The following is a 26,323-nucleotide window of genomic DNA, read 5'->3' on the forward strand; positions in this document are numbered from 1 at the left end:
CGGCCCGGAAGGAAGCGATCATGCGCATTCTGTTCACCGTCAACCCGGGGAAGAGCATCTTCCTGTCCATGGTGCCGCTGGCCTGGGCCCTGCGCACCGCCGGGCACGAGGTCCGCTTCGCCAGCCGGCCGGCGTTCTCCGACGAGATCACCCAGGCCGGACTCACCGCCACCCCCGTCGGCCGGGACTTCGACCTCTCGCGGGTCCTCGAGTGGGCGGGCAAGGACATGTTCGAGGAGGCGAGGGCCGACCTGCCCGCGCCCTGGGACGTCGTCAACGCCCCCGCGGACGCCACCTGGGACCACCTGCTGGAGGGGTACGCGCGCACCGTGGAGGAGGTGGAGAAGCCGGAGAACTTCCCGATCGTCGCAGGGCTGGTGGAGTTCGCCCGGCACTGGGAGCCGGACCTGGTGATCTGGGAACCCTTCTCCTGCGCCGGTGCCATCGCCGCGAAGGCATGCGGCGCCGCCCACGCCCGCATCATGTGGGGAATCGACGTCTTCGGCGTGGCACGCGAACACTTCCTCCGCCTCAAGGCCCAGCAGCCCGCCGACCGGCAGGCCGACCCCCTAGCCGACTGGCTCGGTGCCTACGCCCGCAAGTACGGCGGGGAGTTCACCGAGGACATGGTCACCGGCCACTTCACCGTCGACCAGTTCCCCCGCAGCCTGCAGCTCGAAGCAGTCGGCCTCGATTACGAACGCATGCAGTACATCCCCTACAACGGGTCCGCCACCGTCCCCAAGTGGCTCTGGCAGACACCGGACAGGCCCCGCGTCGCCCTCACCATGGGGCTGACGGCGACCGACATCTTCGACGGCTACACGATCAACACGCAGGACGTCCTCGACTCACTGGCCGACCTCGACATCGAGGTCGTTGCCACCATCGCCGACAGCGAGAAGGAGAAACTGCACCGCATCCCCGACAACGCCCGGCTGCTCCCCTTCGTCCCCCTGCACGCCCTCGCCCCCACCTGTTCGGCTGTCATCCACCACGCCGGGCCGGGCACGTTGGCCACCGTCGCGCGCTACGGCGTGCCACAGGTGTCCATCCCCTACAGCTTCGACGAGCCCATCTTCGCTCGCAAACTTGCCGAGCGCGGTGCCGGGCTGGACATGGCCCATGGGGAACCCACCGGACGGGCTATTCGGGAGGCAGTGCTGCGGTTGCTGAACGACCCGGCGTTCCGGGCCGGGGCAGCCGCTCTGCGCGACGAGATCGACGACCTTCCCACCCCGAACCAGCTGGTCGGCCGACTTGAGGAACTCACCGCCCGTCACCGCACCCGCGTCTGACAACACAAGGACAGGATCATGCGCGTACTTTTCACGATCAACCCGGAGAAGAGTTTCTTCCCCTACATGGTGCCGCTGGCATGGGCCCTGCGCACCGCAGGCCACGAGGTGCGCGTCGCGAGCCAGCCCGGATTCGCGGACGTCATCACCCAGGCCGGCCTCACCGCCGTACCGCTGGGGCGCGACCGGGACCCTTTCCGGCTGCTGCGGATGGCCGACCCCAGCCTGATCGCTGAGGCACGCCAAGGCATGCCTGCCCCCTGGGACGCCGCCGAGGACCCCGAGAAGGCGACATGGGACCACCTGCTGGAGGGCTACGGCCTGGCGACGGCGACCTTCCAGGAGGAGAACTTTCCGATCGTCGCAGGGCTGGTGGAGTTCGCCCGGCACTGGGAGCCGGACCTGGTGATCTGGGAACCCTTCTCCTGCGCCGGTGCCATCGCCGCGAAGGCATGCGGCGCCGCCCACGCCCGCATCATGTGGGGAATCGACGTCTTCGGCGTGGCACGCGAACACTTCCTCCGCCTCAAGGCCCAGCAGCCCGCCGACCGGCAGGCCGACCCCCTAGCCGACTGGCTCGGTGCCTACGCCCGCAAGTACGGCGGGGAGTTCACCGAGGACATGGTCACCGGCCACTTCACCGTCGACCAGTTCCCCCGCAGCCTGCAGCTCGAAGCAGTCGGCCTCGATTACGAACGCATGCAGTACATCCCCTACAACGGGTCCGCCACCGTCCCCAAGTGGCTCTGGCAGACACCGGACAGGCCCCGCGTCGCCCTCACCATGGGCTTCAGCGCCACCCGTGCTTTCGACGGCTACACGATCAACACGCAGGACGTCCTCGACTCACTGGCCGACCTCGACATCGAGGTCGTTGCCACCATCGCCGACAGCGAGAAGGAGAAACTGCACCGCATCCCCGACAACGCCCGGCTGCTCCCCTTCGTCCCCCTGCACGCCCTCGCCCCCACCTGTTCGGCTGTCATCCACCACGCCGGGCCGGGCACGTTGGCCACCGTCGCGCGCTACGGCGTGCCGCACCTGTCCCTGCACTACCACTTCGACCAGCCGCTCTTCGCCCGCAAGCTGACCGAGCACGGTGCCGGGCTGGACTTGCACACCGGCGTGGCTACCGGGCAAGCCGTCCGTGACCAAGTCGTGCGGTTACTGGAAGAGCCCGCCTTCGCCCTCCGCGCATCCGACCTCCGCGACGAGATCGACGCCCTTCCCACGCCCAACCAGTTCGTCCCCCGACTGGAAGAGCTCACCGCCTGCCACCGCCTGAGGTGACACCGCGAAACCCGACCGAGGAAGCCGACTGAGGAAACTGGCCATGCGAATTTTGTTCACTTGCTATCCCGAGCGGACGCACTTCCTGCTCATGGCGCCCATGGCATGGGCGCTGCGCACCGCGGGCCATGACGTCCGCATCGCGTCCCAGCCCAAGTTCACCGACGTCATCACCCAGGCCGGGCTCACCGCCGTGCCCGTCGGCAGCAACCGGGACCTCTGGCAGATCGTCGGCCGGGTCAAGAAGACCGGCTCGAAGCTGGTGCCCGGCCTGCCTGAGCCGTACGACGCCATCGAGCGGCGGCCAGAGGACATCACGCTGGAGTCACTGCGCGCCGGCTACGAGGTCCAGATCGAGAGCTGGCACAAGATGACCAATGTGCCGCTGACGGCGCCCCTGGTGGAGTTCGCCCGGCGCTGGCAGCCGGACCTGATCATCTGGGAACCGCTGACTTTTGCGGGCGGCATCGCGGCCAAGGCCACCGGGGCAGCCCACGCCCGACTGCTGATCGGTGCCGATGTCTACGGCGTCACCCGTCAGCACTACGTCCGGCTCAATGCAGAGCAGCCGGAGGAACACCGGACGGACCCGCTCGCGGACTGGCTCGGCTCGTACGCCCGCGCGTACGGCGGCGCATTCTCCGAGGATATGGTCACCGGACAGTTTTCCCTGGACGTTCTGCCGCCGTCCCTGCAGATCCATGCCCCGGGCCTCGACTACCACTCGCTGCGGTACACGCCCTACGGCGGGCCCGCGGTCGTACCCAAGTGGCTGTGGGAGCCGCCCACCCGGCCCCGCGTGGCCCTGACGCTGGGGCTCACGGTGACCGACCACGGCGTCGGCTACCCCATCGGCGTCCAGGAGATCCTCGACGCCGTGGCGGACCTGGAAATCGAGCTGGTGGCGACCATCAGTGACGAGGCCCGGCAGACACTCGAGCGGATCCCGGCCAACGCCCGGTTGGTCCCGTACGTGCCGCTCCAGGCACTGCTGCCCACATGCTCGGCGGTCATCCACCACGCTGGCGTGGGCACGCTCACCACGGCGGCACTGTACGGGGTGCCCCAACTGGCCCTGCCGTGGGACGTCGACCAGCCGGTGCTGTCGGGTCGCCTGGCCGACCACGGGGCCGGCCTGACGACCCACTCGACGAAGGCCACCGGGAGCACCGTCCGGGAGAACCTGCTCCGGCTTCTGGAGGAGCAGACCTTCAGGGACCGGGCGCGCCGGCTGCGGGAGGAGATGCTCTCCGTCCCGCATGCCAACGCCTTCGTCGCAGACCTGGAGAAGCTGGTGCAGGAACACCACCGCCAGTAACCTCCTGGGCGGCCCGCTACCGCTGAACCAGACGCCAGAACTGCCGCTTGTCGTTGTCCCGCACGACGACGCCGAGCCGGGACAGCTCCTCGCGCAACTCCTGGGCCTCCTCGGAACCGCCCTTCTTGGCAAGCGCCTGCGAGCGGGCCTTCAGCACGGCGTTGGCGCCCTCCGGCAGCCCTGGGGTGTCGGGGACCCAGCGGCGGTACTCGTTCTGATACGGGTCACTGTCCGCCCAGGTGTAGCCGCGCGAGGTGAACGCGTCGGCGAGTGCCTGCGCGTTCAAGTCGCAACCCTCCCGGACGAGTTCCTCGCTACGTCGGCCGAGTAGGATCAACTGCTTGCCGTCCCGGAAGACCAGGGCCACTGTTTCGCGCTCGAACTCGCGGGACTTTCCCTTGCGTTCGAGTACGACCTGGGCGGGTGAGACGCTGACAGACAGCGCATCGTGTCGGGCCAGGGCACCTGCCACCAGGCCCAGCACGGCGCCGAGGGCGGCAAGACCGATGCTGAGGCCGGGCTCGGGAATCGAGGTGAGGAGCTCGGCCGGTCCCTGCATCGGGGCCCAGGGCAGGGTCACGAACCACTTCGCAAGAAACTTGATCCCCAGGCCGATGCCTGCTCCGACTAACGCGAAGACGCCGCCTATGAGGACGAACGCCCAGGCCGGCTCGGCGACCACCACGGGCACGTCAGTCCGTGAATTCTGCTGTTTCGACATCAAAAATCACTCATTTTCTTGATCAGACGGTATTTCTGAGGCCAGGGCATGCGCGCTCGGAAAGACTCTCCTATGGCCACGGGAGATATGCCTTGACCTTCCAGCCGCCGTCGTCCGTGGACCCGTACTCCAGCTGGCCCCCGCAGAGCGCGACCCGCTCGGCCAGGCCGACCAGCCCCTGGCCGGGCGGCGCGTCGGGAGCCGGTGGGGGGACGGCAACGGCGCTGGCGCCGGGGGCCGAGTTGACCACCAGGACGGTGATTCCTTGGCCGGCCTTGCCGTTCAAGCGGACCGACACCCCCGCCCCGAAGGCGTGCTTGCGCACGTTGGTGAGCGCCTCCTGAACGACGCGGTAGGCGCAGCGCCCGGCCGATTCGGGTGCCGTGTCCAGAGTTTCCCCGAGCAGTTCCACCCGCATACCCGCACGGCACGACTCGGAGACGAGCCGGTGCACGTCGGCCAGTGTGGGCTGTGGAAGTTCACCCTCGGGGGCGCGCAGCACTCCGATCACCTCGCGCAGGTCCTGCAGCGCCTGGTGAGCGCTCTCCCGGATCACGGCGGCCATGCGGGCTATGTCCTCGCGTGCGGCGTCGGGCCGGAACTCCAGAGCTCCGGCATACACGCTGAGCAGCGACAGGCGGTGCCCGAGCACGTCGTGCATCTCCCTCGCCACCGCCTCCCGCGCCCGCAACTGGGCCTGCTCGGCAAGGAGGTTGGCCTCGGCTGCGGCGTTGCGGACCAGTTGGCGCTGGTGGTGCACCAACATGCCCCAGCTGACAGCACTGCCCTGGATAACGACGCCGAAGAGGAAGAGCAGGACGCTGGACAGACCTGGCTCGGGGTGGAGCAGGGTGAAGGCGAAGGCTGCGGCCACGCTCGCCAGGAAGACCTCAATGGTCTTGCGGGGTCGCTCGTGCACGGCGACGGTGAAGAGCGAGACCAGCATCGCGCCGGAGACGAATTCGAATGCCGCCGACAGGGCGACCAGCACCAGGGCCAGCACCACGGGCCGTCGGCGGCGTATCCACAGCAGGGCGCAGCCCATCGCTCCCACGGCCTGGTCCACGTCGAAGAACCAGCCGGGCGAGGAGTGCGAGGAGGCCTCCAGCCGGGTATGCGCGGCCGCCACACCATAGGCCACTGCGGAAAGGAATAATGCGACGTCCACGGCCCAATCCCGCAGGCGGCGACGGGACTTGGGTGCGGTCTCGGTTCCAGACACGACGGCGACTCTACCGGCAGGAAATACGCACTCCAGGCCGGAAAGAGACGGCCGGTACCTTGGTTGTGCCGCTCGATACTTTCGTCTCTCGCGCACCGGCCAGAAGAAGGCCGATGGCAGGAGAGTGTCCCGCCGGCGAGACGGCACGTTCTTCTGATCTGACATGTTCCAGGTCGCCTGTGGATTCCGCACAATGAGCTGGCTTCCGCATGCCCTTCATTCCGCGGCAAGTGACGCGAGTGATCAGGCCGAACGTCCTCTGCGAAAGAAGGCTGAGTTGACGATGGACACGTCGTACACGAAGACAGGCGAACTCAACGATGTTCGCCCCATGAGCGGAGAGGAATACATCGAGTCCCTGCGGGACGGCCGGGAGGTCTACCTCCACGGCGAACGCGTCCGGGACGTCACCACCCATCCCGCATTCCGCAACAGCGCCCGCTCTGTGGCACGACTCTACGACGCGCTGCACGAACCCGAGGCCGAGGGTGTGCTGAGCGTGCCCACGGATACGGGGAACGGCGGCTTCACCCATCCGTTCTTCCGGACGGCCCGCAGCGCAGAGGATCTCGTCACCTCCCGCGACGCGATCGTCGCCTGGCAGCGGTTGGTGTACGGCTGGATGGGTCGAACGCCGGACTACAAGGCGGCGTTCTTCGGCACCCTGGGCGCCAACGCGGACTTCTACGGCCCCTTCCGCGACAACGCGCTGAGCTGGTACAAGCGGGCGCAGGAGCGCGTGCTGTACTTCAACCACGCGATCGTCCACCCGCCGGTCGACCGAGATCGGCCGGCCGACCGCACGGCCGACGTGTGCGTGCATGTGGAAAAGGAGACCGACGCCGGCCTGGTCGTCTCCGGTGCCAAGGTCGTCGCCACCAACTCGGCACTCACCAACGCCAATCTCATCGCCCACCTCGGGCTCCCGCTCCGAGACAAGCGGTTCGGTGTCGTGTTCACCGTTCCGATGAGCTCTCCGGGCCTGAAGCTCATCTGCCGCACCTCCTACGAGATGCAGGCATCGGTTCTTGGAAGCCCCTTCGACTACCCGCTGTCGAGCCGGTTCGACGAGAACGACTCCATCATGGTGTTCGACCGCGTGCTCGTTCCGTGGGAGAACGTGTTCATGTACGACGCGAGGATGGCCAACACGTTCATGGGCAAGTCGGGGTTCCTCGAGCGCTTCACCTTCCACGGCTGCACCCGGTTGGCCGTCAAGCTAGACTTCATTGCCGGGTGCCTGCTGAAGGCCGTCGAGGTGACCGGCACCTCGGGCTTCCGCGGCGTGCAGGCGCAGATCGGCGAAGTACTCAACTGGCGTGACATGTTCTGGGGTTTGTCCGACGCGATGGCCAAGTCGCCGACGGCCTGGCACGGTGGCGCAGTGCAGCCGAACCTGAACTTCGGTCTGGCGTACCGCACGTTCATGGGCGTCGGGTACCCCCGGATCCGGGAGATCATTCAGCAGACCCTCGGCAGCGGGCTGATCTATCTCAACTCGCACGCCGGAGATTGGAAGAATCCCGACGTTCGGCCATATCTCGACCGCTATCTGCGTGGTTCGAACGGAATAGAGGCCGTTGACCGGGTCAAGCTGCTGAAACTGCTGTGGGACGCGGTGGGCACCGAATTCGCAGGCCGACACGAACTCTACGAACGGAACTACGGCGGGGATCACGAGGGAGTCCGGGTGCAGACGCTTGCGGCCTACCAGGCGAACGGTCAGGCCAACGCGCTCAAAGGCTTTGCCGACCAGTGCATGGCGGAGTACGACATCGACGGCTGGACCCGGCCTGACCTGTTCGGCCCCGAGGGCCTGCCGCCTTTCCGTACCGCCTGAAGGGCCCGTTCACCCGGCGGGCACGGACGCTGACGGCCCGCCGGGCGCGCGAATACGGTGGACAACCCCTCGCGGCGCCGAAGTAAACTTCGAGCAGTCCGCGAGAAGTGCCCATGAGAATCTCAGGGGGAAGCCACATGGGAGAATTGAGCAGTCATGCCTTCGGCCAGGACGATGCGGGACGCCGCTCGCCGATCGGGGCGAAAGCCACGCGGCAGACGAGTCTTGACCTTCCGCCTTCCATTCCACTCGACGAATGGCGGCGGATAGGAAAGCAGATCTTCGTTGTCGCGGACTCGTCCGCGTGGTGGCTGGGCGACTGGCTCATTTACGGTCAGTCCGCCTACCCCGACCGCTACCGGCGCGCGATCGAGGAGACATCTCTCGATTATCAGACGCTGCGTAACTACGCCTGGATCGCTCGCCGGTTTTCCCCAGCCCGACGACGCGCCGCGCTGAGTTTCCAGCACCACGCGGAAGTGGCGAGCCTGCAGGAGCGGGAGCAGGATTACTGGCTCGAACGGGCGGAGAGGCTCGGCTGGTCCAGGAACTTCCTGCGCAACCGGCTCAAAGGCGCACGGCAGGGGGAGGAGGCGAAGGACAAGACCATCGCCAGGATGAGCATCCAGATGAGCGTGCCCAAGGACCGCAGGCAGTACTGGGCGCAGGCCGCGTCGAGCGCGGAGCAGGACCTGGACACCTGGGCCATGTCGATCCTGGACGACGCGGCCGCGACTGTGCTCGACGAGTGACCAGGCTACGTGGCCGACCACGATGGTGCGCCTGACCTCTCCGTTTCGCCCGGGGGTGGATCGCGGGGCATCGAGACCTCGGCTCGGGCCACGATGAAAGGGACTTGTAGGCGCGTCGCATCTCAGCCTCAACCGGACACACCTCGCTTGAAGGAACGGGCGCCTCGCGCGAGCCGCCGAACGGTCGGCGTCCGGGGAATGAAAGCGAGCCTCGTCGGCTCGCTGCCGGGGAGTCCGAGCCGGGTGAGCCGCCGTGGCTTGAAGTAGCGCGAAATGCGGCTGTCCAGGTGTCGCGAAAGATAACGCTCCGCCGTAGGCCTCAATCGGGCCTGGCTGTCCGGCTGCATCGTGTACCCGACGGTCGAGATGAGATCGGCCAGCTCTCCGTGCGTCTCCTGGCTCCGGGTGAGCGACCATGAGGCCACGGCGGAGGCGTCCTCCAGGTTCGGCAAGAGCGCGTCCACGAGCGTCACAGGAACCTGGTTGCTGTCGGCGTAGGGCTGTAGCCGATCCAGCAGCAGCTCTGTTCCCGTACGAGCCACGGGGAGGCCGAAGAAACGTGATGCGGTGAGCAGGGCCGTGGAAAAGCAGCCGATCACGAGGGCCGGCCGCATTCGCTGGTAGACCACCTCCGCGAGGACCGGATCGGCCAGTACCCGGAACTCGACGCTCAGGCGCCCCGCTTCGTCCTCCAGGGCCCGGGACCAGCCGGGCGGAGCCGAGGGGTGGGCTTGACACGACGTGCCGGTGGCCGAGTCGCGCTACGCCGCGGAGCATCCTTAGGTGCAGTCGCTGCTCCTCCTCGACGGACAGGACATCGATCGCGGACAGGTACTGGCCGAGCAACAGTGCGGGCGGCTAGGCTGCCGTCTGCCGGAGACCTCCCACGAGGTCGGAGAGTTCACGCAATACCCCGGTGAACGCCTCGGTGGGAACGACTTCCGACTCGACCCCGAACTCCGTGAGCAAAAGGGGCCGGAGCCCAGGCACGAGATCCACGTGAAGCAGGCGCTCGATCCGCGTTCCCACCAGCGGATCCAACGGGCCCGGCGTCGGCCCGTACGTCATCAGACCGTCGGCGTACACATGGACGGGGCTGTCGCCGAAGATCCGCACCACGGTGTTGGACGGGCGGCCGTGAATCGACTCGCAGGCGATGTCAACGTTCTCAGTGCCGAGGTCCCACGCCCGCCGCAGTGCCCGCTGCCACAGCAGCATGTCCTGCTCCCTCGGGGACCAGTCCGCGGGGTGGAAGGGCCGAATGAACTCGTTCCAGGAGCGCACCTCGTCAAACTCCGGTCGCAGCGCCGCAAACCCAGGCATCCGATCGAGTGGCGTGCTGATCTCGGGCACCGGGGCCGGATCGCTGACAACGAGGCTGCGCCGGTGCTCCGACCGCGGCCCGAAGAGTCCCGCCCGAATCGCTGCGGTCATCGTGACAGCCGCGTACTGCGTGCACGCGAAAAAGAGTTGGACGGCGGCCATCAAACGACGCCCTGCCTGGACCGGGCTGGCGGACGGCGGCGCACGGCCGTCACCGTGTCGGGGGCGTGCGGCTTCAGGTCATTCTGACCATTCGAAAACGAAACCTCGGGACTCGTCGCCGCCCCTGAATCTCGGATGAATGACAAGCGAACGGAGAAAGTGAGGACGAGGAGGCGGCTCCGGTCGTAGCAGCGGGTCCGCAAGAGGATCGAGTTGGCGGCACCGACCAGGTCGTCAACCCAGGGCTCGGGGACCGTCAAAGGTGGCCGGACCGGGCCGCGAAGACTCGGGACGAGCCCGGCGACGCCCTTACCTCGACCACCCTGGCGATGCTCTGGGACGTGCCGAGCCGGCCGAAGGTGAAGGTGTCGCCGTGCGGGACGGCTGTGGACGGGGACGCCCAAAGGATCCCGGAGTGGCGGTCCATCACCGGGCCAAAGCGCGCGAAGGCCCCTTCCCCACGGGGCTTGTCACGAGTCGTCCACTGCACCCGATCAGAACAGTCAGCCCGGAGTTGTGAGGGTGACGCACCCGTTCCATCCCTGGTCCGGGCGGGAGTTCACCTTCGTTGACCGGCGCCGGACCTGGGACGAGGACCGGGTCGCCTTCCAGAGGACCGGGTCGCCTTCCAGGACGAGGACGGGCAGCTGGCGTCACTGCCGGCGGCCTGGACGGATATCGACCCGGTCGATCCGTTCATCACGATGGCCGCGGGCCGGTGCCCGTTCCGAGTGGAGGACCTCCTGGCCGTCGCCGGACTGATCGACGCTCTCCGCGTACGGGCGTCGGGAGGATGATGCCGGGACCGTCGCCTGATCCACGCCCGGCCGGACAGCCGGGGTGATTGAGGGCGCGCGGAGGTGGCTGGCCGGAGCACTTCTGATCTGCTGGTTTGCCTCCGCGCGCCTGCCTCGTGGTCTTGGCCGAACCGGGTGTCGGCGCGAACCTGGTGACACGGCTGGTGACAGGGGAGGCGGACGCGATGGCGGTGACGGCGAAGGACCCGAAGGTGGCCGTGCTGGCCGCGTCGAGATCACTCAACCCGCATCCGGAGAAGGTGACCGACGAGGTGTTCCTGGCCTCGCCGTTCTGCGATCCGCGCGACGTCGTGCAGGTCAAGTACGAGATGGTGCGGCGCGTCCGCGTCGACAAGGTGCCCGTGGCCCGGGCGGCCCGCGCCTTCGGCTACTGCCGTCAGGCGTTCTATGAGATCGCCGCCGCCCTGGACCTGGGCGGTCCGGGTGCCCTGGTCTCCGGCAAGCCGGGCCCGAAGGGGCCGGTCAAGCTGACCGCACCGGTCATGGACCACATCGACGCCTGGCTGGCCGCCGACATCGCGCTGACCTCGAAGGAGATCGCAGAGAAGGTCGCTGGGGAGTTCGGCTTCACCGTCCACCCACGGTCCGTCGAGCGCGCGCTGTCCCGGCGGCGCGAGCCGGAAACCGCCGGTGAGGACGAGCCCATATCCCGCTGCTGCCCCGGGCGGTGACGTCACGGCGGGCGTCACCGAGTACGAGCGGCTGCGCGAGAGCGCGGGCCGAGGCGGGCGCCGAGGCGGGCTGGGTGTGCTCGTCGCCCGCGGCATGGCCGCGTATCTGAAGGTGGCCGCCTCACTGGCCGCCGCGGCAGCGCCCAGGACGGGGAGCCCGGGCCCGTCGGCCGCCGGTGCGGTGGCCACCACGCTGGACGCGGAGGTCATCCGGGTGTGGTCCCGGATGGTCTGGGCCCACGCCAACTCCCCCTGATCCACGGCGACATGAGAAGGCACGGCAACGTCGATGAATGACCAGCTGTTCGGTCCGGCCGCCAAGGTGACGGCCGCCCACCTCGCCAGAGACGCCTACCTCTCTATCCGGCAGAGTTCGCTCAAACAGGTCCTCAACAACACCGAGTCGACGGTGCGTCAGTACGGGCTGAAGGAACGGGCGATCACTCTGGGGTGGCCGGCCGACCGGGTCCACGTCATCGACACCGACCAGGGCCAGTCCGGCGCCACGGCCGCGGACCGTGAGGGCTTCCAGCGGCTGGTCACCGAGGTCGGCATGGGACACGCCGGGATCGTCCTCGGCCTGGAAGTCTCCCGCCTGGCACGCAACAGCGCCGACTGGCACCGGCTGCTGGAGATCTGCGCGATGTCCGGGACACTGATCCTGGACGAAGACGGCCTCTACAACCCCTGCGACTTCAACGACCGCCTGCTGCTCGGACTCAAAGGGACCATGTCCGAGGCGGAACTGCACCTGCTCAAAGCGCGTCTTCGGGGCGGCCAGCTGTCCAAGGCCCGGCGCGGGGAACTGGTCCAGCCGCTGCCGATCGGCCTGGTCTACGACGGCGCCGGCAAGGTCGTCCTCGACCCGGACACCGCGATCCAGCAGGCGATCCGCACCGTGTTCACGCTGTTCGACACCACCGGCTCGGCCACCGGCGTGGTCAAGGCGTTCAACCACGTCCGCCTCACTCTGCCGCGGCGAATCCAGTCCGGCCCGGACAAGGGCAAGGTCGTCTGGGGGCCGATCGCGCACTCCAGGGTGCTGCAGATCCTGCACAACCCGCGCTATGCCGGGGCCTTCGTCTATGGCCGCCACCAGCACAAACCCACAGCGAGCGGGAAAAGCGCACCGGCGTTGCAGCCACGCGAGCAGTGGATCGCACTGTTCCCCAACGCCCACGCCGGCTACATCTCCTTCGACAAGTACGAGGCCAATGAGGCCAAGTTGACCTCGAACGCCGTCGCCTATGGCAAGGACCGCCGCCACGGACCTACCCGCGAGGGCCCGGCCCTGCTCCAGGGCATGACCCTGTGCGGGATCTGCGGACGCCGGATGACCGTGCGCTACCACCACCGCAAACACGGCCTGGAGCCGGAGTACGTCTGCCAGGCCAAGGGCATCGAGTACGGAAACCCGATCTGCCAGCGCGTGCACGGCGCCGTCGTCGACAACGCGGTCGGCCGCCTCCTCATCGAGGCGCTGACTCCGCACGCGCTCACCGCCGCCCTCGCGGTCGCCGACGAACTCGCCGCCCGCGCCGACGAGGCCGAGACACTACGAGCCGCTGGTGTCGAACGAGCCGAGTATCAGGTCGATTTGGCCCGCCGCCGCTACCTCGCCGTCGATCCCGACAACCGGCTCGTGGCCGGCAGTCTGGAAGCCGACTGGAACACCGCCCTGCGCGAACTCACCCAGGTCCGCGAAACGTACGAGAGCGCCAGAAACGACGGCGGAGGTGTCCTCGACGACGCCCAGCGGGCCCGGATCACCGCCCTGGCCGGAGACTTCCCCACCTTCTGGAACGACCCCGACACCCCGATGCGGGAACGAAAGCGCCTGGTCAGACTACTGGTCGCCGACGTCACCCTGGTCCGGGCCGACCAGATCACCGTCCACGTCCGGCTGACCGGCGGCCAGGAACACACTCTGACCATCCCCGTCCCTCTCGCCTCCTGGCAGATCAGGCAGACCCCGCCCGAGGTCGTCGCCGCCATCGACGAACTCCTCGACGACCACACCGACGGCCAGATCGCCGCCATCCTCACCGAACGCGGCCACGTCAGCGGCACCGGACACGCCCTCCGGCCCACGATCGTCCGGCACATCCGGAACAGGTACGGACTGCGCAGTCACCCCCAACGGCTCGCGGACCAGCGCATGTTGAGCCTGCGCGAGATCGCCCGACGGCTCGGCATCGGCCTGAACACCGTCCAGATCTGGCGGAACAACGGCCTGCTGACCGGCCGCGTCGCCAACGACAAGGGCGAGTACTTCTACTTCCCGCCGCCACCCGACCTCGCCCGGCCCAGGATCGGACGGCCACCGGGATCACGACCAGCACCAGCTGGAACACCCACCGGATCAGCCCAAGGAGGCGCAGTATGAAGCACGAGGTATTCCCGTGGGACGCGTTCAGCGCGGGAGGGCGGCGAGCCGGCGTCGGTCGTGGGGGGAGGAACGGCGGTCGAGACGTTCCTGTAGACGCGTTCTGGCCGCGTCGCAGCGGCCTGCCGAGACCAGCGCGTACAACAGGGTCTCCTCGACGACCTCGCGCTGCGCGGCGCTGCCGCCCACCGTGCGGAGCGAGGGCAGGACACGTTCCAGTCGCTGTGCTGCCTCGGCCCAGTTCTCTTCCACGATGTGCAAGAACGCCTCGCACAGCGGGGCGACGACCTCGCGCTGCACCTGGTCGGCGTCCAGGGCATGGGCCTGCAAACGCCGTAGCCCCGGCAGGTCACCCGCGGCGGTGAGGGTGACCGCAGCGTGCAGGGCGATGAAGGCGGTGGCCGGGCGCTCAAAGATGTCCGCGGCGACCGACTGAAGCACGTCGTCGATGGGCAGCCGGCCTTGCCAGGCGTCGACCACCCGGGCCCGCCACAGCAGGGAGCCGGAGTCGACCACTGCCCGGATGCCGTCGACCTTCCCGGGCGCCAGATGGGTCGCCCACCTGCGGCGGACTGCTGCGGCGTCCTCGACGGCCAGTTCGTGCAGGGCGGCATGCCACGCGAAGTGGGCTCCGTGCGTGCCGCCGCGGCCATGGCCACTCAGCCACGCGTCGAGCCGTGCGCGGCCCTTGTCGTGGTCGCCGCACTCGTAGTGCACATGGGCCAAGGCATGCATGGCGTGTCCCGAGGCGGGCTCCGCCGCCAGTGCCTGCTCGGCCAGCGCGCTGGCCTCGTCGTAACGCCCCTCCTCTTGGCGTACGAAAGCCAGCAGCGAAGTGTGGAACCAGTGCCCACGGTGGGCCGGAGCGGTCCGTTCCACGAGCCGGAGCGCGGCACTGCCGTCCAGGTCGTAAAGCCCGGAGAAGGCGATGGTCGGTACTGCGGCGGCCAACGCCAACCGGTCGCCCGGATAGGCGTCCAGGTGCCGGACAAGAGCCGTGTCACCCTCCGCGGTCGTGCCCCTGACGCGCCGGGAGACCACGTCGACGAAGGAGCGCTCCCGCTCGTCGGCCCGCTCGCGTGCACAGCGCCGAGCGTCGGCCAAGGCGCGGGATACGTCCACGTCGGCTCCGCACTCATGGCCGATCAACGCGAGCGCGGCGTGGGCGCACGCGAAACCCGGATCGAGTGCCGTGGCCCGGCGGAACGCCTCCTGTGCCCCGGATCGCACCTTCAGCAGCCGGTCCACTCCCAAGCGGTAGGCGGCAGCCGCGGCGGAGTAGGTGCTCAGGGCGAGTCCGCCGCCGTCGGTGGGCCGCCGTACCCTGCGCCGGGCCGTCGCCTCGGCCGAGTGGCCCACCGGGCGGGCAAGCACCACTTCGGCCACCGCCGCGGCCTGGACGCGGATCTCCGGAATCGCGGTGGTCTCCCACAGTTCGCCCTGGCGCGGTGCGCCCAGCGTCCACAGCGCGCGGACCGTACGGCCGTCCCGGTCGCGCAGCCGCCCATCCTCGGTGGACACGCCGATGCCCAACGGGCCCGACACGGCGTCACCGCGCCGGAGGAGGTTGCGCCACAGCGGATCGGCGGTGTCCGCAGGCACCAGGCCCATTAGGCCCGTGCAGTCCACCACCTGGCCCACCCGGAGCTCACGGCCGTCGCCGAGGCGGACCGCGAGCAGGCCGTCCGGGAGCTGCCGGGCGCCGGTGATCCCTCCTCGGGCCGTCCGCAGCCGCCGAGTACGGCGCATGCGTGCCACGGCCTCCGCGGTGGCCGGGGGCATGCGGTGGCGGTGCACGTTCCACAGCGAGCTGTCCCGTTCGAGGAAGTCGGCGCGCTCCTCGACGGACAGTGCGGCCCACAACTCGGAGGTGATCGAGCGCAGTCCGTCCAGCCCCGGGCGCCAGTCGCCCTGGGTGCGCAGGACTCGGCCGATGTGCCGGCGGATCTCGGCGCGCAGCCGCGGAAGCGGCAGGTCCAGCAACTGCTCGGCACAGGGCGTGGCCGGCAGCGGAGACACGGCGTGCGCTTGGGGCAGCCGGCCGTTGCGGGACACCGCGTGCACTGTGCGGCCCGGGCGGTCCAGTTGTAGGGCCACGTCGACGGCGGTCAGCCCGGTGCCGATCAGCAGGACGTCGTCACCACATCGCTCGTCGCCCGCGGCGTCCAGGGCGCCCGGTGCCCAGGGGGCGGCGACGAAGCGCTCACTGGCACGCAGGGCGGCCGGCAGCCCCGCGGAGGACCGGCGGGCCGGACCGGTGGCCAGCACTACGCCGTCGGCCTCGACGGCCGTACCGTCGGACAGTTCGAGCCGGGCGACGTCGCGGGTCCAGCGACAGTCAGTGACCCGGACCCGTAATCGGCGCACGGAGACGACACCGTGGGCGGCGATGATGGCCCGGCCGAGCGTGTCGGCGAGATAGGCGCCGTAACGGTAGCGAGAGACGAAGTCGGCGGCGGTGATGTTCGGTTCACCATGGCGGCACAGCCAACGAACGAAGTGGCCGGGGTCGTCCGGATCACAACTCATGTTCCCGGCAGGCACGTTGAGCAGGTGCCGCGGGTCGCGACTGGCGTAGGCGGTGCCCCGGCCGGCCTCCGGCGCCGGATCGATCAGCAACAGGTCCAGGGGAACACGGCGGCGGACCGCGGTTTCGCAGAGCTGTACGGCCACCAGGGCGCCGGCCGCGCCCGCTCCTACGACGGCCACGGATTTCCGAGGGAATGCTGGAGTCATACGATGTCTCCTCTCGACCAGAGGACCTGGTCGGGTCGGCACAAACGGGGGCGCCGGTCGCCCGCGCCGAATGCGACGGACGTCTACGGCGATGCGCTGCAAGGCGGTTCACACGTACCGGAACCGTCCCGTGCGCATTGCCAGAGTGCGTAGTAGTTCACCATTTCGATTAACTACCCGCAAGAGACGTTGAGTTGGCTACCGCGCGTTTCTTCGTCGTCATTCCGCGGGTGGCTTTCCTACGCTCCGTGCATGCGCGGGGAGCGCCTGACGGCAGGGTTCGGTCAGGCGCGCGTCGGGTGTGAGAAATTGGTCGGATGCGGATCACGGCGAGGACTGATTACGCGGTGCGGGCGATGGCGGAACTGGCTGCTTCCGGCGACACACCTTTGACGGCGGAGCAGTTGTCGCAGCGTCAGGACATTCCGGTGCGGTTCCTCTTCGGTATCCTGGGAGAGCTGAGACTTGCCGGACTGGTGCATAGCGTGCGTGGCCCCCGGGGCGGATACCTGTTGGCCACGACGGCTGCCCGGATAAGCCTCGCGGACGTGATCCGCGCGGTGGACGGGTCGCTGGCCAAGGTGCGGGACCTGAGCCTGACCGGCCTGGAGTACCCGGGGCCGGCCGCCATGCTCCCGAACGTGTGGCGGGCCGTGCGCACCAGCCTGCGCCAGGTGCTGGAGACCACCACGCTCGCCGACCTCTCTCGGGGTGCGCTGCCAGAGGTCGTACGTCAGCGGGCGCAGGAGTACACGGCCGACGTCCGCCACTACGGAGAGTGAGAGATTTCCGCCTGGGCGGAGGCACTGCGGTTGAAAGCGAAACGCCTGCTCGCCTGCGGTCGGACGAGTAGCAGCCGGGCGGGTTTACCCTCGGCGCTGTTGGTGCGCCGCTCGAAGTCGCGCACCAAACGCCGGACGTTCCGGGACTGTCACGGCAGCTGTAGTTCCAGCGTCTGCGCTGGTCAGCGTGCTGCCGGGGCGGGTGCGGGCATGAGTACGGCCACCGTGATCATGAACGTTTGTGACGACGTATCAAGACGCGGTGGCCGTGGAAGCAACGATAGCCGAGCGGGCGTGGGGTGAGGCGTTCGGGAGGGCGATGCGGGCGGTCGCGGGCTGCTTCGCGCGACGTGAAGCTCGGGCGACGGCGGCGGAGTTGGTCGCGGGGCTGCTGCTGGAGGTGGACACGCGGAACTGCTGGACGCTCGCGCAGGTTCTGGGGCATCCGGGTCCGCACCGGCTGCAGCACCTGCTTTCGCGCGCCCGGTTCGACCATGAGCGGGCCCGGCAGGAGATCGCCTGCCTCGTGATCGATGAACTCGCCGGTCAGAGCGTGGTGTTGGTGGCGGACGAGACGGGGGATGCGAAGTCGTCCACGGACTGCGTGGGCGCCGGCCGACAATACTCCGGTGCAATCGGCGGTGTCGGACTGTGCCAGGTGGCGGTGCACCTGGCGGCTGTCACCTCGACGACGAAGGTGATCATTGACCGGGCCCTGTATCTCCCGGCGGACTGGGCTGCGGACGAGGAACGCCGCGAGGTCGCCGGAGTGCCGGAGGAAATCGCCTTCGCGACGAAGCCGCAGCAGGCGCTGGCCATGGTCACCGACGTGTTGGCCGCCGGGCTGAAGGCCCGCTGGTTCGCAGGCGACGAGGTGTACTGCGGGCGCGAACTACGCCGGGGCGTACGGGCGCTGGGGCTCGGCTACACCGTTGGCATCGCCGCCACCTACCAGGTCATCGACGGGACCGGACGCCGGTGGGAGGCCCGCAAAATGATCAACAAGGTGCGGCCCGGACAGTGGATGCGCCGGCAGACCGGACACGGCACCAAGGGCACCCGCGAGTACGACTGGGCCTGGCTCGACGTCCGCCCCGACGACGCTCCCGACGAGCACCGGAACGAGAAGGAGGCCGGGACGAGTGTGCTGGTCGCGCGGCGGCACCGCTACACCGGCGAGGTGTCCTACTTCCGCTGCCGGGCACCCGGCGACGTCTCGCTCGGCACGCTGGTGGAAGTGATCTGTCGCAGGTGGCGGATCGAGGAAACCTTCCAACTCGCCAAGGGCTTCACCGGACTCGACCAGGGCCAGGTGACCTGCTGGAACTCCTGGATGCGCTGGTCACTGTTCTCCCTGATCGCCGCCGCCGTCCTTGCCCTCACGGCCACCGCCGTCCACGACGCTGCCGAGGACGAGCCCGCGCTCGTCCCGCTGAGCTGCCCCGAGCTCGTCCGGCTCCTGCGAGCCCTCGTGCTGCCGCCACCCGTCCGCGACCGCGAGCACGTCCCGCACTGGACCGCCTGGCGGCGCCATCACCAAGCCGTCGCGACCGCCTGCCACCATCACCGACACCGCCGTCACGACCAACCGTGATCAAGAACTACAGCTGCCGTGACAGTCGGTGGACAAGCGTGCGTGAGGGCTCGCCAGAAGCGCCTCGCCGTCCCTGGGGGAGCTGAGGGTTTCCGGGTGCCTTGGGAATGGTGGGCGGCAGCGTAGGGCTTGTGCTGTTCTGACAGGCTGAGGGAACCCTGGCTGCCGAGGGGCGATGTCACGGGTGAGGTTCCCGCCGCAGCGTCGCCCACGGACGGGACCCCCGTCCGTGGGAGGATCCGAAGGTAGGCCGGAGTGCCGCGGAGGTGGCAGCGTTGGTGGCGGACGAGGCGATGGCACAGCGCCTGCTGGCTTGGCTGCTGCCCGACGGTGACCCGCTCGTCGCGCTCTCGGCGGCCGAGGTCGAACGCTTCTGCTGGTACGAGCTGCCCTGCAAGTGGCACGCGGACCCCCTGAGCAGCGGCGGGTTGTCACCGTCCTGGCCGACCTGCTGACCCGAGTCGGCCGCGTTCGGGCCGCCGCGGTGTGCACGAGCGCGACCACGGCCCAGGTGCTGGCGGCCTGGCAGTGCTCCGAGGAGGCGGGCTTCGCGGCCTACCGCAAGGCCATGGCCGCCTCGCCCACGAACCCGCCCGACGTACCCGAGCTGAGCTGGGGGCAGGCCATGGGCATCCAGGAAGCGCTGGCCCGTGCCAACCTCGAACATCGACTGGAGCAGGCTCTGGACGAGGGCGAGCTCGACCCGGACGTGCGTACGTTGCCGGCCGCGCGCCGACGGTTCGTCCAGCACTGGCTCACCGCCGTGCAGCCCGGGTTCGAGGGCCGCGCCCCGCTGGAGGCCGTGCGGCGTGAACGGCGCGAGTTGTGGGCCGCGGCGCCCCCGACCGAGCGCCGTGCTCTGCTCGCCGCCGTCTTGCCTGCCCTGGAGGAGCCGGTCGCGGCACCCGTGGACACGGCGGAACCGCTGCGGTGGCTGCTGGAGCAGATCGGCGGCGGTGTCACCCTGACCCAGGCCGGATACCTGCCACGGGAGGTGGTGGCTGCCGCGTTCGCCCGCTATTCGCACTGGTACCCGGTCGGCAAGGGACCGCGCTCGGAGGCGGACCTGTTCCAGCTGGCCGACCTGCACGAACTCGCCCGCACCCACCGGCTGGTGACCAAGCGCCATCGCACGCTCAAGCTCTCGGCGGCCGGGCGCGCCCAGCTGGCGGATCACCAGCTGCGTCAGCATACGGCCGCGCTGGCCTGGCTCGGCACCACCGCGGCGGAGCGGCAGGTGGCCGAGTGCGCCTTGGGCGCGCTGTGGGCCGAGCCCCGGCTCCGCGAGGACCTGCGCGATGCCGTCCATCCGGTCCTTGCTGCGGGTTTCACCTACGATGGCGGTACCGCGGTGGAGGTGAAGGACACCGAGCGGCTGCTGTGGAGGTTCTGGCACACCGGCCGCGAACTCGGCTACCTCGACGAGCGGGACCGGTCCGTCGACGCCCCGATCTCCCTGTCCACCACAGGCCGCTCGGCCGCCCTCGAGGCGCTCCGCGTCCTGGCCGAGGGGCCACGCAACCGCATCTGAGCGCGACTCAGCGGGCTGTCAGGCCCGCGTCGGTGAGGCGCCGCATCAGCGAGGGCTTGCCGCGGTGCTGCTCGCGCAGGTTGTCAAGGCGTCGGGTGAACTCCTCGGGGGTGTCGGCCCGGTCGTGGACCTCACGGAGATCCTTCAGGAGGGTGACGGCGGTGTCGTAGGGGCCGGGCTGTCTCTGCCCGATCAGGTGGGCGATGTCCTGCCACGCTTGCTCCGTGTTCCCGGCGAGGCGTTCCAGGTGGCTCTCGCGGGCCGATTGTTCGGCTCGGCGGGCTTGGGCGCGGGCCTGTTCCTGCTGCCGGGTGTGCTCGGTGCGCACCTCGTGGGCGGCGTCGAGGAGTTCTGCGGCTGAGCGGCGCCGGGCAGCAGTGGACGACACGGCTGTACCGCGGGACGCGGCGCGGTGGCGGGCCAGGAGCGCGGGGCCCGGTTGCGGGGCGGTGCCCAGGGCGGCGTCCAGCAGCAGGGTGTCCTTCTCGTGTGGTGGCAGGGCGCGGATCCAGGTGGCCAGTGCGTCCTTGTCGATCGCCTGGGACGGGGCGGCATCACTGGCGCGGGCAGCCGCGGTGAGCAGATGCGGGTTGACGTGTAGGAAGTCCGCCAAGCTCTGTTGCGAGCCGGTGAGTTGGGCAAGGCCTGCGGGTACGGGCGGCTCGAGGATGGAGGTGTACTCGTCCTCGTCGACGTCCTCCTCCAGCTCCCAGCGGGTGAGCGCGGACAGCCAGGCCAGATAGAGGGGGCGCAGGTCGCCTGCGGCGAGTTCGGTACGCAGGGGGGTGAATGAGGCGAGGGTGAAGGAGGTCTCGAAGTCCCACTCGCCGCCGTCCTCGGCCTCGTAGGAGAAGTCGAGTACCAGGTGCCCTTTCCTGGTCCAGCAGCTCAAGGCGTCTTCCGCGCAGTACGGTTCGGCGCCGCGGGCGGGCAGCAGGGCGGTGGGCAGGCGCAGCATCAGGCGCCGCGAGCCCCAGTTGGCGAAGTGCAGATGGGCGTCGTACACCTGCTCCATCAGCTTGCGCTCATCGCCGCGGAAGTTGCCGTAGTGGTACTCGTTGACGAAATGCGTCGCGCTGATCCGAGCCCGGCTCGACAGCGCTCGCACCCCTTCGAGCTCGTCCTTCGCCAACGGTCGGTCGATGGCCTGGAACTCGTAGTACTGGTACTCGCTCACGGCCATGCAGCCTACCGACACGCGCTGCGGCTCATCTCAAAGGACCTGGATGTGATTGCTTCTTCGGGCCCGTCCACGGTTACGGTCCCGGGCCCGGCGGTGCTGTCGGTAGGCTGGTCCACGCGGGTGACGGAGCGTGCCCGTTTCCATCGGTTCCGCTGCTCCCCGAGCGAGGTCGCTTGAGTACCGTCACCCTTCGCCCTCCCACAGACGAGGGCTCGGCTCCGCGGCCCGAAGAACTGCCTGACACGTTCACGGTGTTGTTGGCCCACTTGGGCGCGGCTCCGGTGGATCCGGCCACCTCGGTGCTGGTGGACGCGGCGGTGGAGGTGTGGCGCAGGCCCGGTTTCGACTCCTTCCTGTCGCTGCCGCAGCTGTCCTTCGTGCCGTTCGGGTACCAGATGCAGACCGCTCAGACGGTGCTGCGGCGGATGCGTGGCCGGGCGATCCTCGCGGACGAGGTGGGGCTGGGCAAGACCATCGAGGCGGGTCTGATTCTGTCCGAGCTGCGGATGCGGGGGTTGGCGGATCGGACGCTGGTGCTCACCCCGGCCGGGTTGGTGGAGCAGTGGCGTGAGGAGTTGGAGCGCAAGTTCGGCCTGCCCACGGTGATCGCCCGGGGTCAGGGCTGGGAGGAGGCGGACGCGGAGCGGCCGGTGGTGCTCGCCTCGATCGCCGCCGCGCGCCGTGAGCCGCTGAAGTCCCGGCTGACCGCGGGGCAGTGGGATGTGGTGGTGGCGGACGAGGCGCACCGGTTGCGCAATCCGCGCAGTGCCTCGGGGAAGCTCGCCCGGGCCTTGCGTGCCCGCTATCTGCTGCTGCTCACCGCGACTCCGGTGGAGAACCGGTTGCAGGATCTGTACGAGCTGGTGAGCCTGGTCGCGCCCGGGTTGCTGGGTACCCCCGCGCAGTTCCGCCAGCGGCACGCCGGAGCCGGGACGGATCCATCGGCGCCGCGCAACCTGGACGCGTTGCGGGCCCGTACCCGTGAGGTGATGGTGCGTCACCGGCGCAGCGAGGTCGAGGTGCTGCTGCCGCAACGGCTGGCCGAGACGGTGCTGGTGACGCCCTCGCAGGAGGAGGCGGAGCTGTACGCGGGCATCGCGGCCAGGATCAGGGCGGAGTCCAGGGGCGCGTCCTCGGCGCGGCTGCTGACCCTGCGCGGGCTGACCCGGCTCGCCGGGTCGAGCCCCCAGGCTGCCGCGCCGACCCTGGCCAAGGCGGGCTGGCCGGACCTGGCGGCACTGGCCCGGGAGATCAAGGGATCCACCAAGGCCGATCTCTTGCTGGAGCGGCTGCGCCGGCACAACGGGCAGGGGGAGAAGGTGCTGGTGTTCACCGCCTTCCGGCAGACCCTGGACACGCTCGCCGCGCGGCTGGAACGCGAGGGCGTGCCTGCGGCGGTCTACCACGGCAGCCTCTCGCGCCGGGACAAGGAAGCGGCGGTGGCGGCGTTCCGCGATTCCGCGCCGGTGCTGCTGTCCACGGAGTCCGCCGGCGAGGGCCGCAATCTGCAGTTCTGCCATGTGATGGCCAATGTGGACCTGCCGTGGAACCCCATGCAGATCGAGCAGCGCCTGGGTCGGCTGCACCGGGTGGGGCAGGAGCATGACGTGGTGCTGACCAATCTGGTCGCCCAGGGCACCATCGAACAACGGATCCTGCACGTCCTCGAATCCAAGATCAATCTGTTCGAACTGGTCGTCGGCGAGCTCGACATGATCCTGGGCCGGGTGGACGAGGACTTCGACTTCGAGGCCTCCGTTTTCGACGCCTTCGCCACCGCGGGGGACGACGCGGAGTTCGCCGAACGCCTGGAGCGCCTGGGTGAGCGGCTGGTCAGTGCCCGCACGGACTACCTGGACAGCCGCGGCGCGGTCGATCAACTGGTCGGCGGCGACGAGTGGGAGGCAGGCCGGTGATCCGGAAGGAGGCCGGGCTGGCCTTCTGGCTGGACTGGGTCGAGCACCGCGGCGGACTTTGGGAGGACGCCGGGGACACCGCCCTGGCACTCCTGCCCGCTGTCCTGGCGAGCGAGCTGGAGCTGCCTGAGGAGACCGCGGTCACCGCCGACCCCGATGTCGCCCGCGAGGACGGCGCGCTGCTGCTGGTGACGGGGCACCCGATGGTCGCCAAGGCCGCGGAGAGCGTGCTGGCCGCGGGCGACACCGGCACCCTCACCCTGGCCGCGCCGCGCTCCGTGCCGCCCGATGCGGCCACGTTGCTGTCGAAGGCCCGAGAGCATCTGCCGGTCGACCACGGCCGCCTGGACCCGCGCGCCGACGCCACCCTCGAGCGGGCCCTGCGGCCGGTGCTGCGCGTGGGCGCCCTGGTGGGCTACGAGCTCTCCGCGGAGGACCACTTCCAGGAGCAGGCCGAGGTGTTCGTCGACGTACCCAGCCGCCTGCGGATGCCGGCGGGTGTGAGCGAGCGCCTCGCCCGCACCGGCCATGACCCCCGTGCCGAGAGCGCGCTGCCCGCCGGGCTCGCCGCTGCCTTGGACTACGCCTCCACGAGCCGGCCGGACCTGGCGGCGGCCCTCGCCGAGGCCCACCGGATGCTGGAGGCCGCCGCCGTGCTGCGCCGTGACGGGCTGGCAGCACAGATCGGTGACGCGTACGCCAAGGAGCGCGCCCGCGCCGAGGAGTACTACGCCGCCGCCGTGGACTCCCTCCAGCGCCGCGCCGCCACCGCGCCCGAGGACCGCGCGGCACTGCTGCGCGCCCGTATCGAGAGCACGCGCGAGGAGCGCGCCCGCCGTCTGGCCGAGATCGCCGAAAAGTACCGTGCCCGCCACACACTCACTCCCTACCGGCTGCACCTGCTGAGAGTGCCGGTGCTACGCCTCGCGCTGGACGTCCGCAGGGGCGAGCGGCGCTACCCGCTGGATCTGGACTGGCTGCTGCCTGCCGGGGAGTTCGCCCCACTGCGCTGCCCGGCCTGCGCCCGAAGTGGTGCGCAGCTGGTCGCGGCCAAGACCCACCTGGGCTGCGACCGATGCCTGGCCCCCAAGCGCCCCACCCCGCGGCCGGCCCCGGAATCCGTACCCCCGCCTCGCGACGGCGCCGCCACGCACACTGCCGTATCCGCGGAACGCGCGGCGGCGCCGGTGCGTGCGGGCGCCACCCCTGCTGCGGGGCCGTCGGCTGCACGAAACGCCGAGGTCACAGGCGGCGCTGGGCCGCGAAGCAGAGGTGAGGCGAAGGCCGGGCGAATCGCTGAGGCGTCCGCAGCGCGCGCCGCCTCTGCCCGGTCTGTCGCACCCGGCCATGCCCAGTCCCCGCCGCAGCGCCGATCAGCCGATCCCCAGACCCTGCGGAAGCGGGCCTTCACCTTCTGGGAGCACGCCGCGGGGGGCGACCGCCGCAAGCTGGAGCGGCTGTGCGCCCCGGACTCGCCCGCCGCCGCCCTGCTGCGGCTGTACGGCGCGGCCGGGCCGCTGTACGGGATCGGCGTCGGCTCCCGGGAGCGGGTGGAGTCCTGCAGCGTCGCGGTCTTCCCCGCCGAGGGAAGACGCGGCTGGGACAGTGCCGGAGGCGAGGTCCACACCGATCGGGGACGCCATGACTACCTGCTGCGCTGGTCCCTCGGGCCCGACCAGCTGATCGTCGAGGTCCTGCCTCACCGGACTCCCTTCGCGATGAATGCCAGCACCATGATGGCGCGCTACCGCTCGGGCGGTACTGAGCCGGCCACCCGCCTCCCGCGCACCGGTGCCGAACTGGACCCGGTCGCCCACCTGCTGTGGCAGCACACCCCTGCCCGGCACGGGGCCCACCTGGCCGCACGGGCCCTGGCCTCCTGGTGGCGGCTGACCGATCCGCAGGCGTTGCGGGAGCGTTACCCGGCAGCGGTCCTCGCTGCCGCCGCCGAACGGTCCGCCTGCTACTGGAGCGGCGTCGGCGCAGGCGGCTACGGCGACGCCGCACGGCTGTGGCAGGTCCCCGAGGCCGACCTGCGCAAGGCCGGCACGCACCTGCAGCGCCTGCTGAAAGCGACCCAGGACCAGCCCTGGTAGTTGCGCATCGCGCCCGGAACGAACGTACTGGGACAAGCCGGTGTGGATGAGCAAGCTCCGTCTCAAGGGCCTGAAGGTCTTCGAGACGACGCACTTGCCGACAGCCTTGGCCTCGACTGCCGGGCGGACGCGCCCCGGGTCTGCGGGGCGCGCCATCGAGCCCCGCGGTTCAGGGCGGTCACGACGATCGGGACGACGGTGGCCCTGCGGTCGGCCCTGAGCACCCACAGGCACCGGCGGCCTCGCCTCCCCCTCGGCGAGGCCGCCCGTGCCTGGCCGCGGATCGAGGCGTCGCTGACGAACACCACAGCGACCGGCGGACAACGCTCGGGCAGGGGCATACTGGGTGCATGGAGTCACGGGTGCGGTATGCGGAGATCCGGCCCTACACGGTTCCGGAGACTTTGGAGGAGCTGGCTGGTCCGGTTGCGGGGGTGGTGGTTCTGCCGACCGTACTGGACTGGACGCCGAAGCGCGTCTACGACCTGTCGGACGACGTCGACCTGCGGATGCTCTATGAGACGGTCCTCCGTGAGGCCATGCATGTGGAGGAGCTACGGCAGTTCCTGGACCCGGTGCTCCTCTCGACCGTGTGGCAGAGGCTGTGGCTTCCGCCGCGCGCACGGTTGATGTGGGAAGGGCGATTCCCGCAGTTGGCCCGCAGGGCTGCGTAGTATTCACCCG

Annotated in this window: 20 protein-coding genes and 1 pseudogene; 16 read left to right on the plus strand and 5 right to left on the minus strand. The window is 69.7% G+C overall.

Features of this window, described 5'->3' with window-relative positions; genetic code table 11:
• The first annotated feature begins 20 nt into the window (after positions 1-20).
• Genes F9278_RS28320 through F9278_RS28330 form a run of 3 tightly spaced genes read left to right on the plus strand, consistent with a single transcriptional unit; the run spans position 21 to position 3,906 of the window.
• Positions 21-1,298, plus strand: a complete 1,278-nt coding sequence (locus tag F9278_RS28320) for an activator-dependent family glycosyltransferase (RefSeq protein WP_152170843.1) — start codon at positions 21-23, stop codon at positions 1,296-1,298.
• An 18-nt stretch (positions 1,299-1,316) separates the two neighbouring features.
• The gene (locus F9278_RS28325) at positions 1,317-2,588 is read left to right on the plus strand and encodes an activator-dependent family glycosyltransferase (RefSeq protein WP_152170844.1); all 1,272 of its coding nucleotides are present in this window, start codon (positions 1,317-1,319) and stop codon (positions 2,586-2,588) included.
• A 43-nt stretch (positions 2,589-2,631) separates the two neighbouring features.
• Positions 2,632-3,906, plus strand: a complete 1,275-nt coding sequence (locus F9278_RS28330; RefSeq protein ID WP_152170845.1) for an activator-dependent family glycosyltransferase — start codon at positions 2,632-2,634, stop codon at positions 3,904-3,906.
• 16 nt (positions 3,907-3,922) lie between these two features.
• Here F9278_RS28330 and F9278_RS28335 read toward each other — a convergent pair whose 3' ends face one another.
• Both F9278_RS28335 and F9278_RS28340 read right to left on the minus strand, forming a co-directional pair.
• Complete coding sequence (locus F9278_RS28335; protein ID WP_152170846.1) at positions 3,923-4,627, minus strand: YqeB family protein; 705 nt, start codon at positions 4,625-4,627, stop codon at positions 3,923-3,925.
• A 70-nt stretch (positions 4,628-4,697) separates the two neighbouring features.
• On the minus strand, positions 4,698-5,768 hold the full coding sequence (locus F9278_RS28340; RefSeq protein WP_226966988.1) for a sensor histidine kinase: 1,071 nt from the start codon (positions 5,766-5,768) through the stop codon (positions 4,698-4,700).
• Positions 5,769-6,132: 364 nt separating this feature from the next.
• Between F9278_RS28340 and F9278_RS28345 the strand changes: the two genes are divergently transcribed.
• Positions 6,133-7,689: a 4-hydroxyphenylacetate 3-hydroxylase N-terminal domain-containing protein gene (locus tag F9278_RS28345; protein ID WP_152174180.1), complete on the plus strand. Its 1,557-nt coding sequence runs from the start codon at positions 6,133-6,135 to the stop codon at positions 7,687-7,689.
• A gap of 137 nt (positions 7,690-7,826) precedes the next feature.
• On the plus strand, positions 7,827-8,441 hold the full coding sequence (locus F9278_RS28350) for an LmbU family transcriptional regulator (RefSeq protein ID WP_193241676.1): 615 nt from the start codon (positions 7,827-7,829) through the stop codon (positions 8,439-8,441).
• A 128-nt stretch (positions 8,442-8,569) separates the two neighbouring features.
• Here F9278_RS28350 and F9278_RS28355 read toward each other — a convergent pair.
• A pseudogene (locus tag F9278_RS28355) lies at positions 8,570-9,926 on the minus strand (polysialyltransferase family glycosyltransferase).
• A 656-nt stretch (positions 9,927-10,582) separates the two neighbouring features.
• Between F9278_RS28355 and F9278_RS48825 the strand changes: the two are divergent.
• The 4 genes from F9278_RS48825 to F9278_RS28375 all read left to right on the plus strand — a co-directional run bounded on the left by F9278_RS48825 (position 10,583) and on the right by F9278_RS28375 (position 13,801).
• Positions 10,583-10,723: a DUF5372 family protein gene (locus tag F9278_RS48825; protein WP_404819027.1), complete on the plus strand. Its 141-nt coding sequence runs from the start codon at positions 10,583-10,585 to the stop codon at positions 10,721-10,723.
• 122 nt (positions 10,724-10,845) lie between these two features.
• Entirely contained in the window at positions 10,846-11,415 is a 570-nt protein-coding gene (locus tag F9278_RS28365) for a COG3415 family protein (RefSeq protein ID WP_226966989.1), read from the plus strand.
• Complete coding sequence (locus tag F9278_RS28370) at positions 11,375-11,671, plus strand: hypothetical protein (RefSeq protein ID WP_152170848.1); 297 nt, start codon at positions 11,375-11,377, stop codon at positions 11,669-11,671. The genes F9278_RS28365 and F9278_RS28370 overlap by 41 nt, the downstream gene beginning before the upstream one ends.
• A 33-nt stretch (positions 11,672-11,704) precedes the next feature.
• Entirely contained in the window at positions 11,705-13,801 is a 2,097-nt protein-coding gene (locus F9278_RS28375; RefSeq protein WP_152170849.1) for a recombinase family protein, read from the plus strand.
• A gap of 27 nt (positions 13,802-13,828) precedes the next feature.
• Here the strand turns inward: F9278_RS28375 and F9278_RS28380 are convergent, their stop codons facing one another.
• On the minus strand, positions 13,829-16,537 hold the full coding sequence (locus tag F9278_RS28380) for an FAD/NAD(P)-binding protein (RefSeq protein ID WP_193241677.1): 2,709 nt from the start codon (positions 16,535-16,537) through the stop codon (positions 13,829-13,831).
• Positions 16,538-16,854: 317 nt separating this feature from the next.
• Here F9278_RS28380 and F9278_RS28385 point away from each other — a divergent pair, with 317 nt between their 5' ends.
• From F9278_RS28385 to F9278_RS28400, 4 genes are all read left to right on the plus strand, one after another.
• A complete protein-coding gene (locus tag F9278_RS28385) occupies positions 16,855-17,319 on the plus strand; it encodes an RrF2 family transcriptional regulator (RefSeq protein ID WP_152170850.1) in 465 nt (154 codons plus the stop codon).
• A 241-nt stretch (positions 17,320-17,560) separates the two neighbouring features.
• A complete protein-coding gene (locus F9278_RS28390; protein WP_152170797.1) occupies positions 17,561-18,913 on the plus strand; it encodes an IS701 family transposase in 1,353 nt (450 codons plus the stop codon).
• 266 nt (positions 18,914-19,179) lie between these two features.
• On the plus strand, positions 19,180-19,368 hold the full coding sequence (locus tag F9278_RS28395) for a hypothetical protein (protein WP_152170851.1): 189 nt from the start codon (positions 19,180-19,182) through the stop codon (positions 19,366-19,368).
• Positions 19,311-20,444, plus strand: a complete 1,134-nt coding sequence (locus F9278_RS28400; protein WP_152170852.1) for a hypothetical protein — start codon at positions 19,311-19,313, stop codon at positions 20,442-20,444. The genes F9278_RS28395 and F9278_RS28400 overlap by 58 nt, the downstream gene beginning before the upstream one ends.
• Before the next feature lie 7 nt (positions 20,445-20,451).
• On the opposite strand, the gene F9278_RS28405 is transcribed toward F9278_RS28400, so the two are convergent.
• Positions 20,452-21,621 carry a hypothetical protein gene (locus F9278_RS28405; RefSeq protein ID WP_152170853.1) on the minus strand — a complete coding sequence of 390 codons (1,170 nt, stop codon included), beginning with the start codon at positions 21,619-21,621 and terminating at the stop codon, positions 20,452-20,454.
• A 260-nt stretch (positions 21,622-21,881) separates the two neighbouring features.
• Here F9278_RS28405 and F9278_RS28410 point away from each other — a divergent pair, with 260 nt between their 5' ends.
• From F9278_RS28410 to F9278_RS28420, 3 genes are all read left to right on the plus strand, one after another.
• Complete coding sequence (locus F9278_RS28410; RefSeq protein WP_152170854.1) at positions 21,882-23,543, plus strand: DEAD/DEAH box helicase; 1,662 nt, start codon at positions 21,882-21,884, stop codon at positions 23,541-23,543.
• Positions 23,540-25,639: a hypothetical protein gene (locus tag F9278_RS28415; RefSeq protein ID WP_152170855.1), complete on the plus strand. Its 2,100-nt coding sequence runs from the start codon at positions 23,540-23,542 to the stop codon at positions 25,637-25,639. Before F9278_RS28410 ends, F9278_RS28415 begins: the two co-directional genes overlap by 4 nt.
• Positions 25,640-25,989: 350 nt before the next feature.
• Positions 25,990-26,313, plus strand: coding sequence for a hypothetical protein (locus tag F9278_RS28420; RefSeq protein WP_152170856.1), 324 nt, complete (start codon positions 25,990-25,992; stop codon positions 26,311-26,313).
• The last annotated feature ends 10 nt before the right edge of the window (positions 26,314-26,323 follow it).

The organism is Streptomyces phaeolivaceus, from assembly GCF_009184865.1.
In the GTDB taxonomy this organism is placed as follows: Bacteria; Actinomycetota; Actinomycetes; order Streptomycetales; family Streptomycetaceae; genus Streptomyces; species Streptomyces phaeolivaceus.

Excerpts from the sequence above, each read along its gene's own strand:
- F9278_RS28385 (WP_152170850.1), top strand. The coding sequence starts at position 16,855 with ATGCGGATCACGGCGAGGACTGATTACGCGGTGCGGGCGATGGCGGAA.
- F9278_RS28320 (WP_152170843.1), top strand. The coding sequence starts at position 21 with ATGCGCATTCTGTTCACCGTCAACCCGGGGAAGAGCATCTTCCTGTCC.
- F9278_RS28350 (WP_193241676.1), top strand. The coding sequence starts at position 7,827 with ATGGGAGAATTGAGCAGTCATGCCTTCGGCCAGGACGATGCGGGACGC.
- F9278_RS28420 (WP_152170856.1), top strand. The coding sequence starts at position 25,990 with ATGGAGTCACGGGTGCGGTATGCGGAGATCCGGCCCTACACGGTTCCG.
- F9278_RS28375 (WP_152170849.1), top strand. The coding sequence starts at position 11,705 with ATGAATGACCAGCTGTTCGGTCCGGCCGCCAAGGTGACGGCCGCCCAC.
- F9278_RS28380 (WP_193241677.1), bottom strand. The coding sequence starts at position 16,537 with ATGACTCCAGCATTCCCTCGGAAATCCGTGGCCGTCGTAGGAGCGGGC.
- F9278_RS28345 (WP_152174180.1), top strand. The coding sequence starts at position 6,133 with ATGGACACGTCGTACACGAAGACAGGCGAACTCAACGATGTTCGCCCC.
- F9278_RS28330 (WP_152170845.1), top strand. The coding sequence starts at position 2,632 with ATGCGAATTTTGTTCACTTGCTATCCCGAGCGGACGCACTTCCTGCTC.
- F9278_RS28325 (WP_152170844.1), top strand. The coding sequence starts at position 1,317 with ATGCGCGTACTTTTCACGATCAACCCGGAGAAGAGTTTCTTCCCCTAC.
- F9278_RS28335 (WP_152170846.1), bottom strand. The coding sequence starts at position 4,627 with ATGTCGAAACAGCAGAATTCACGGACTGACGTGCCCGTGGTGGTCGCC.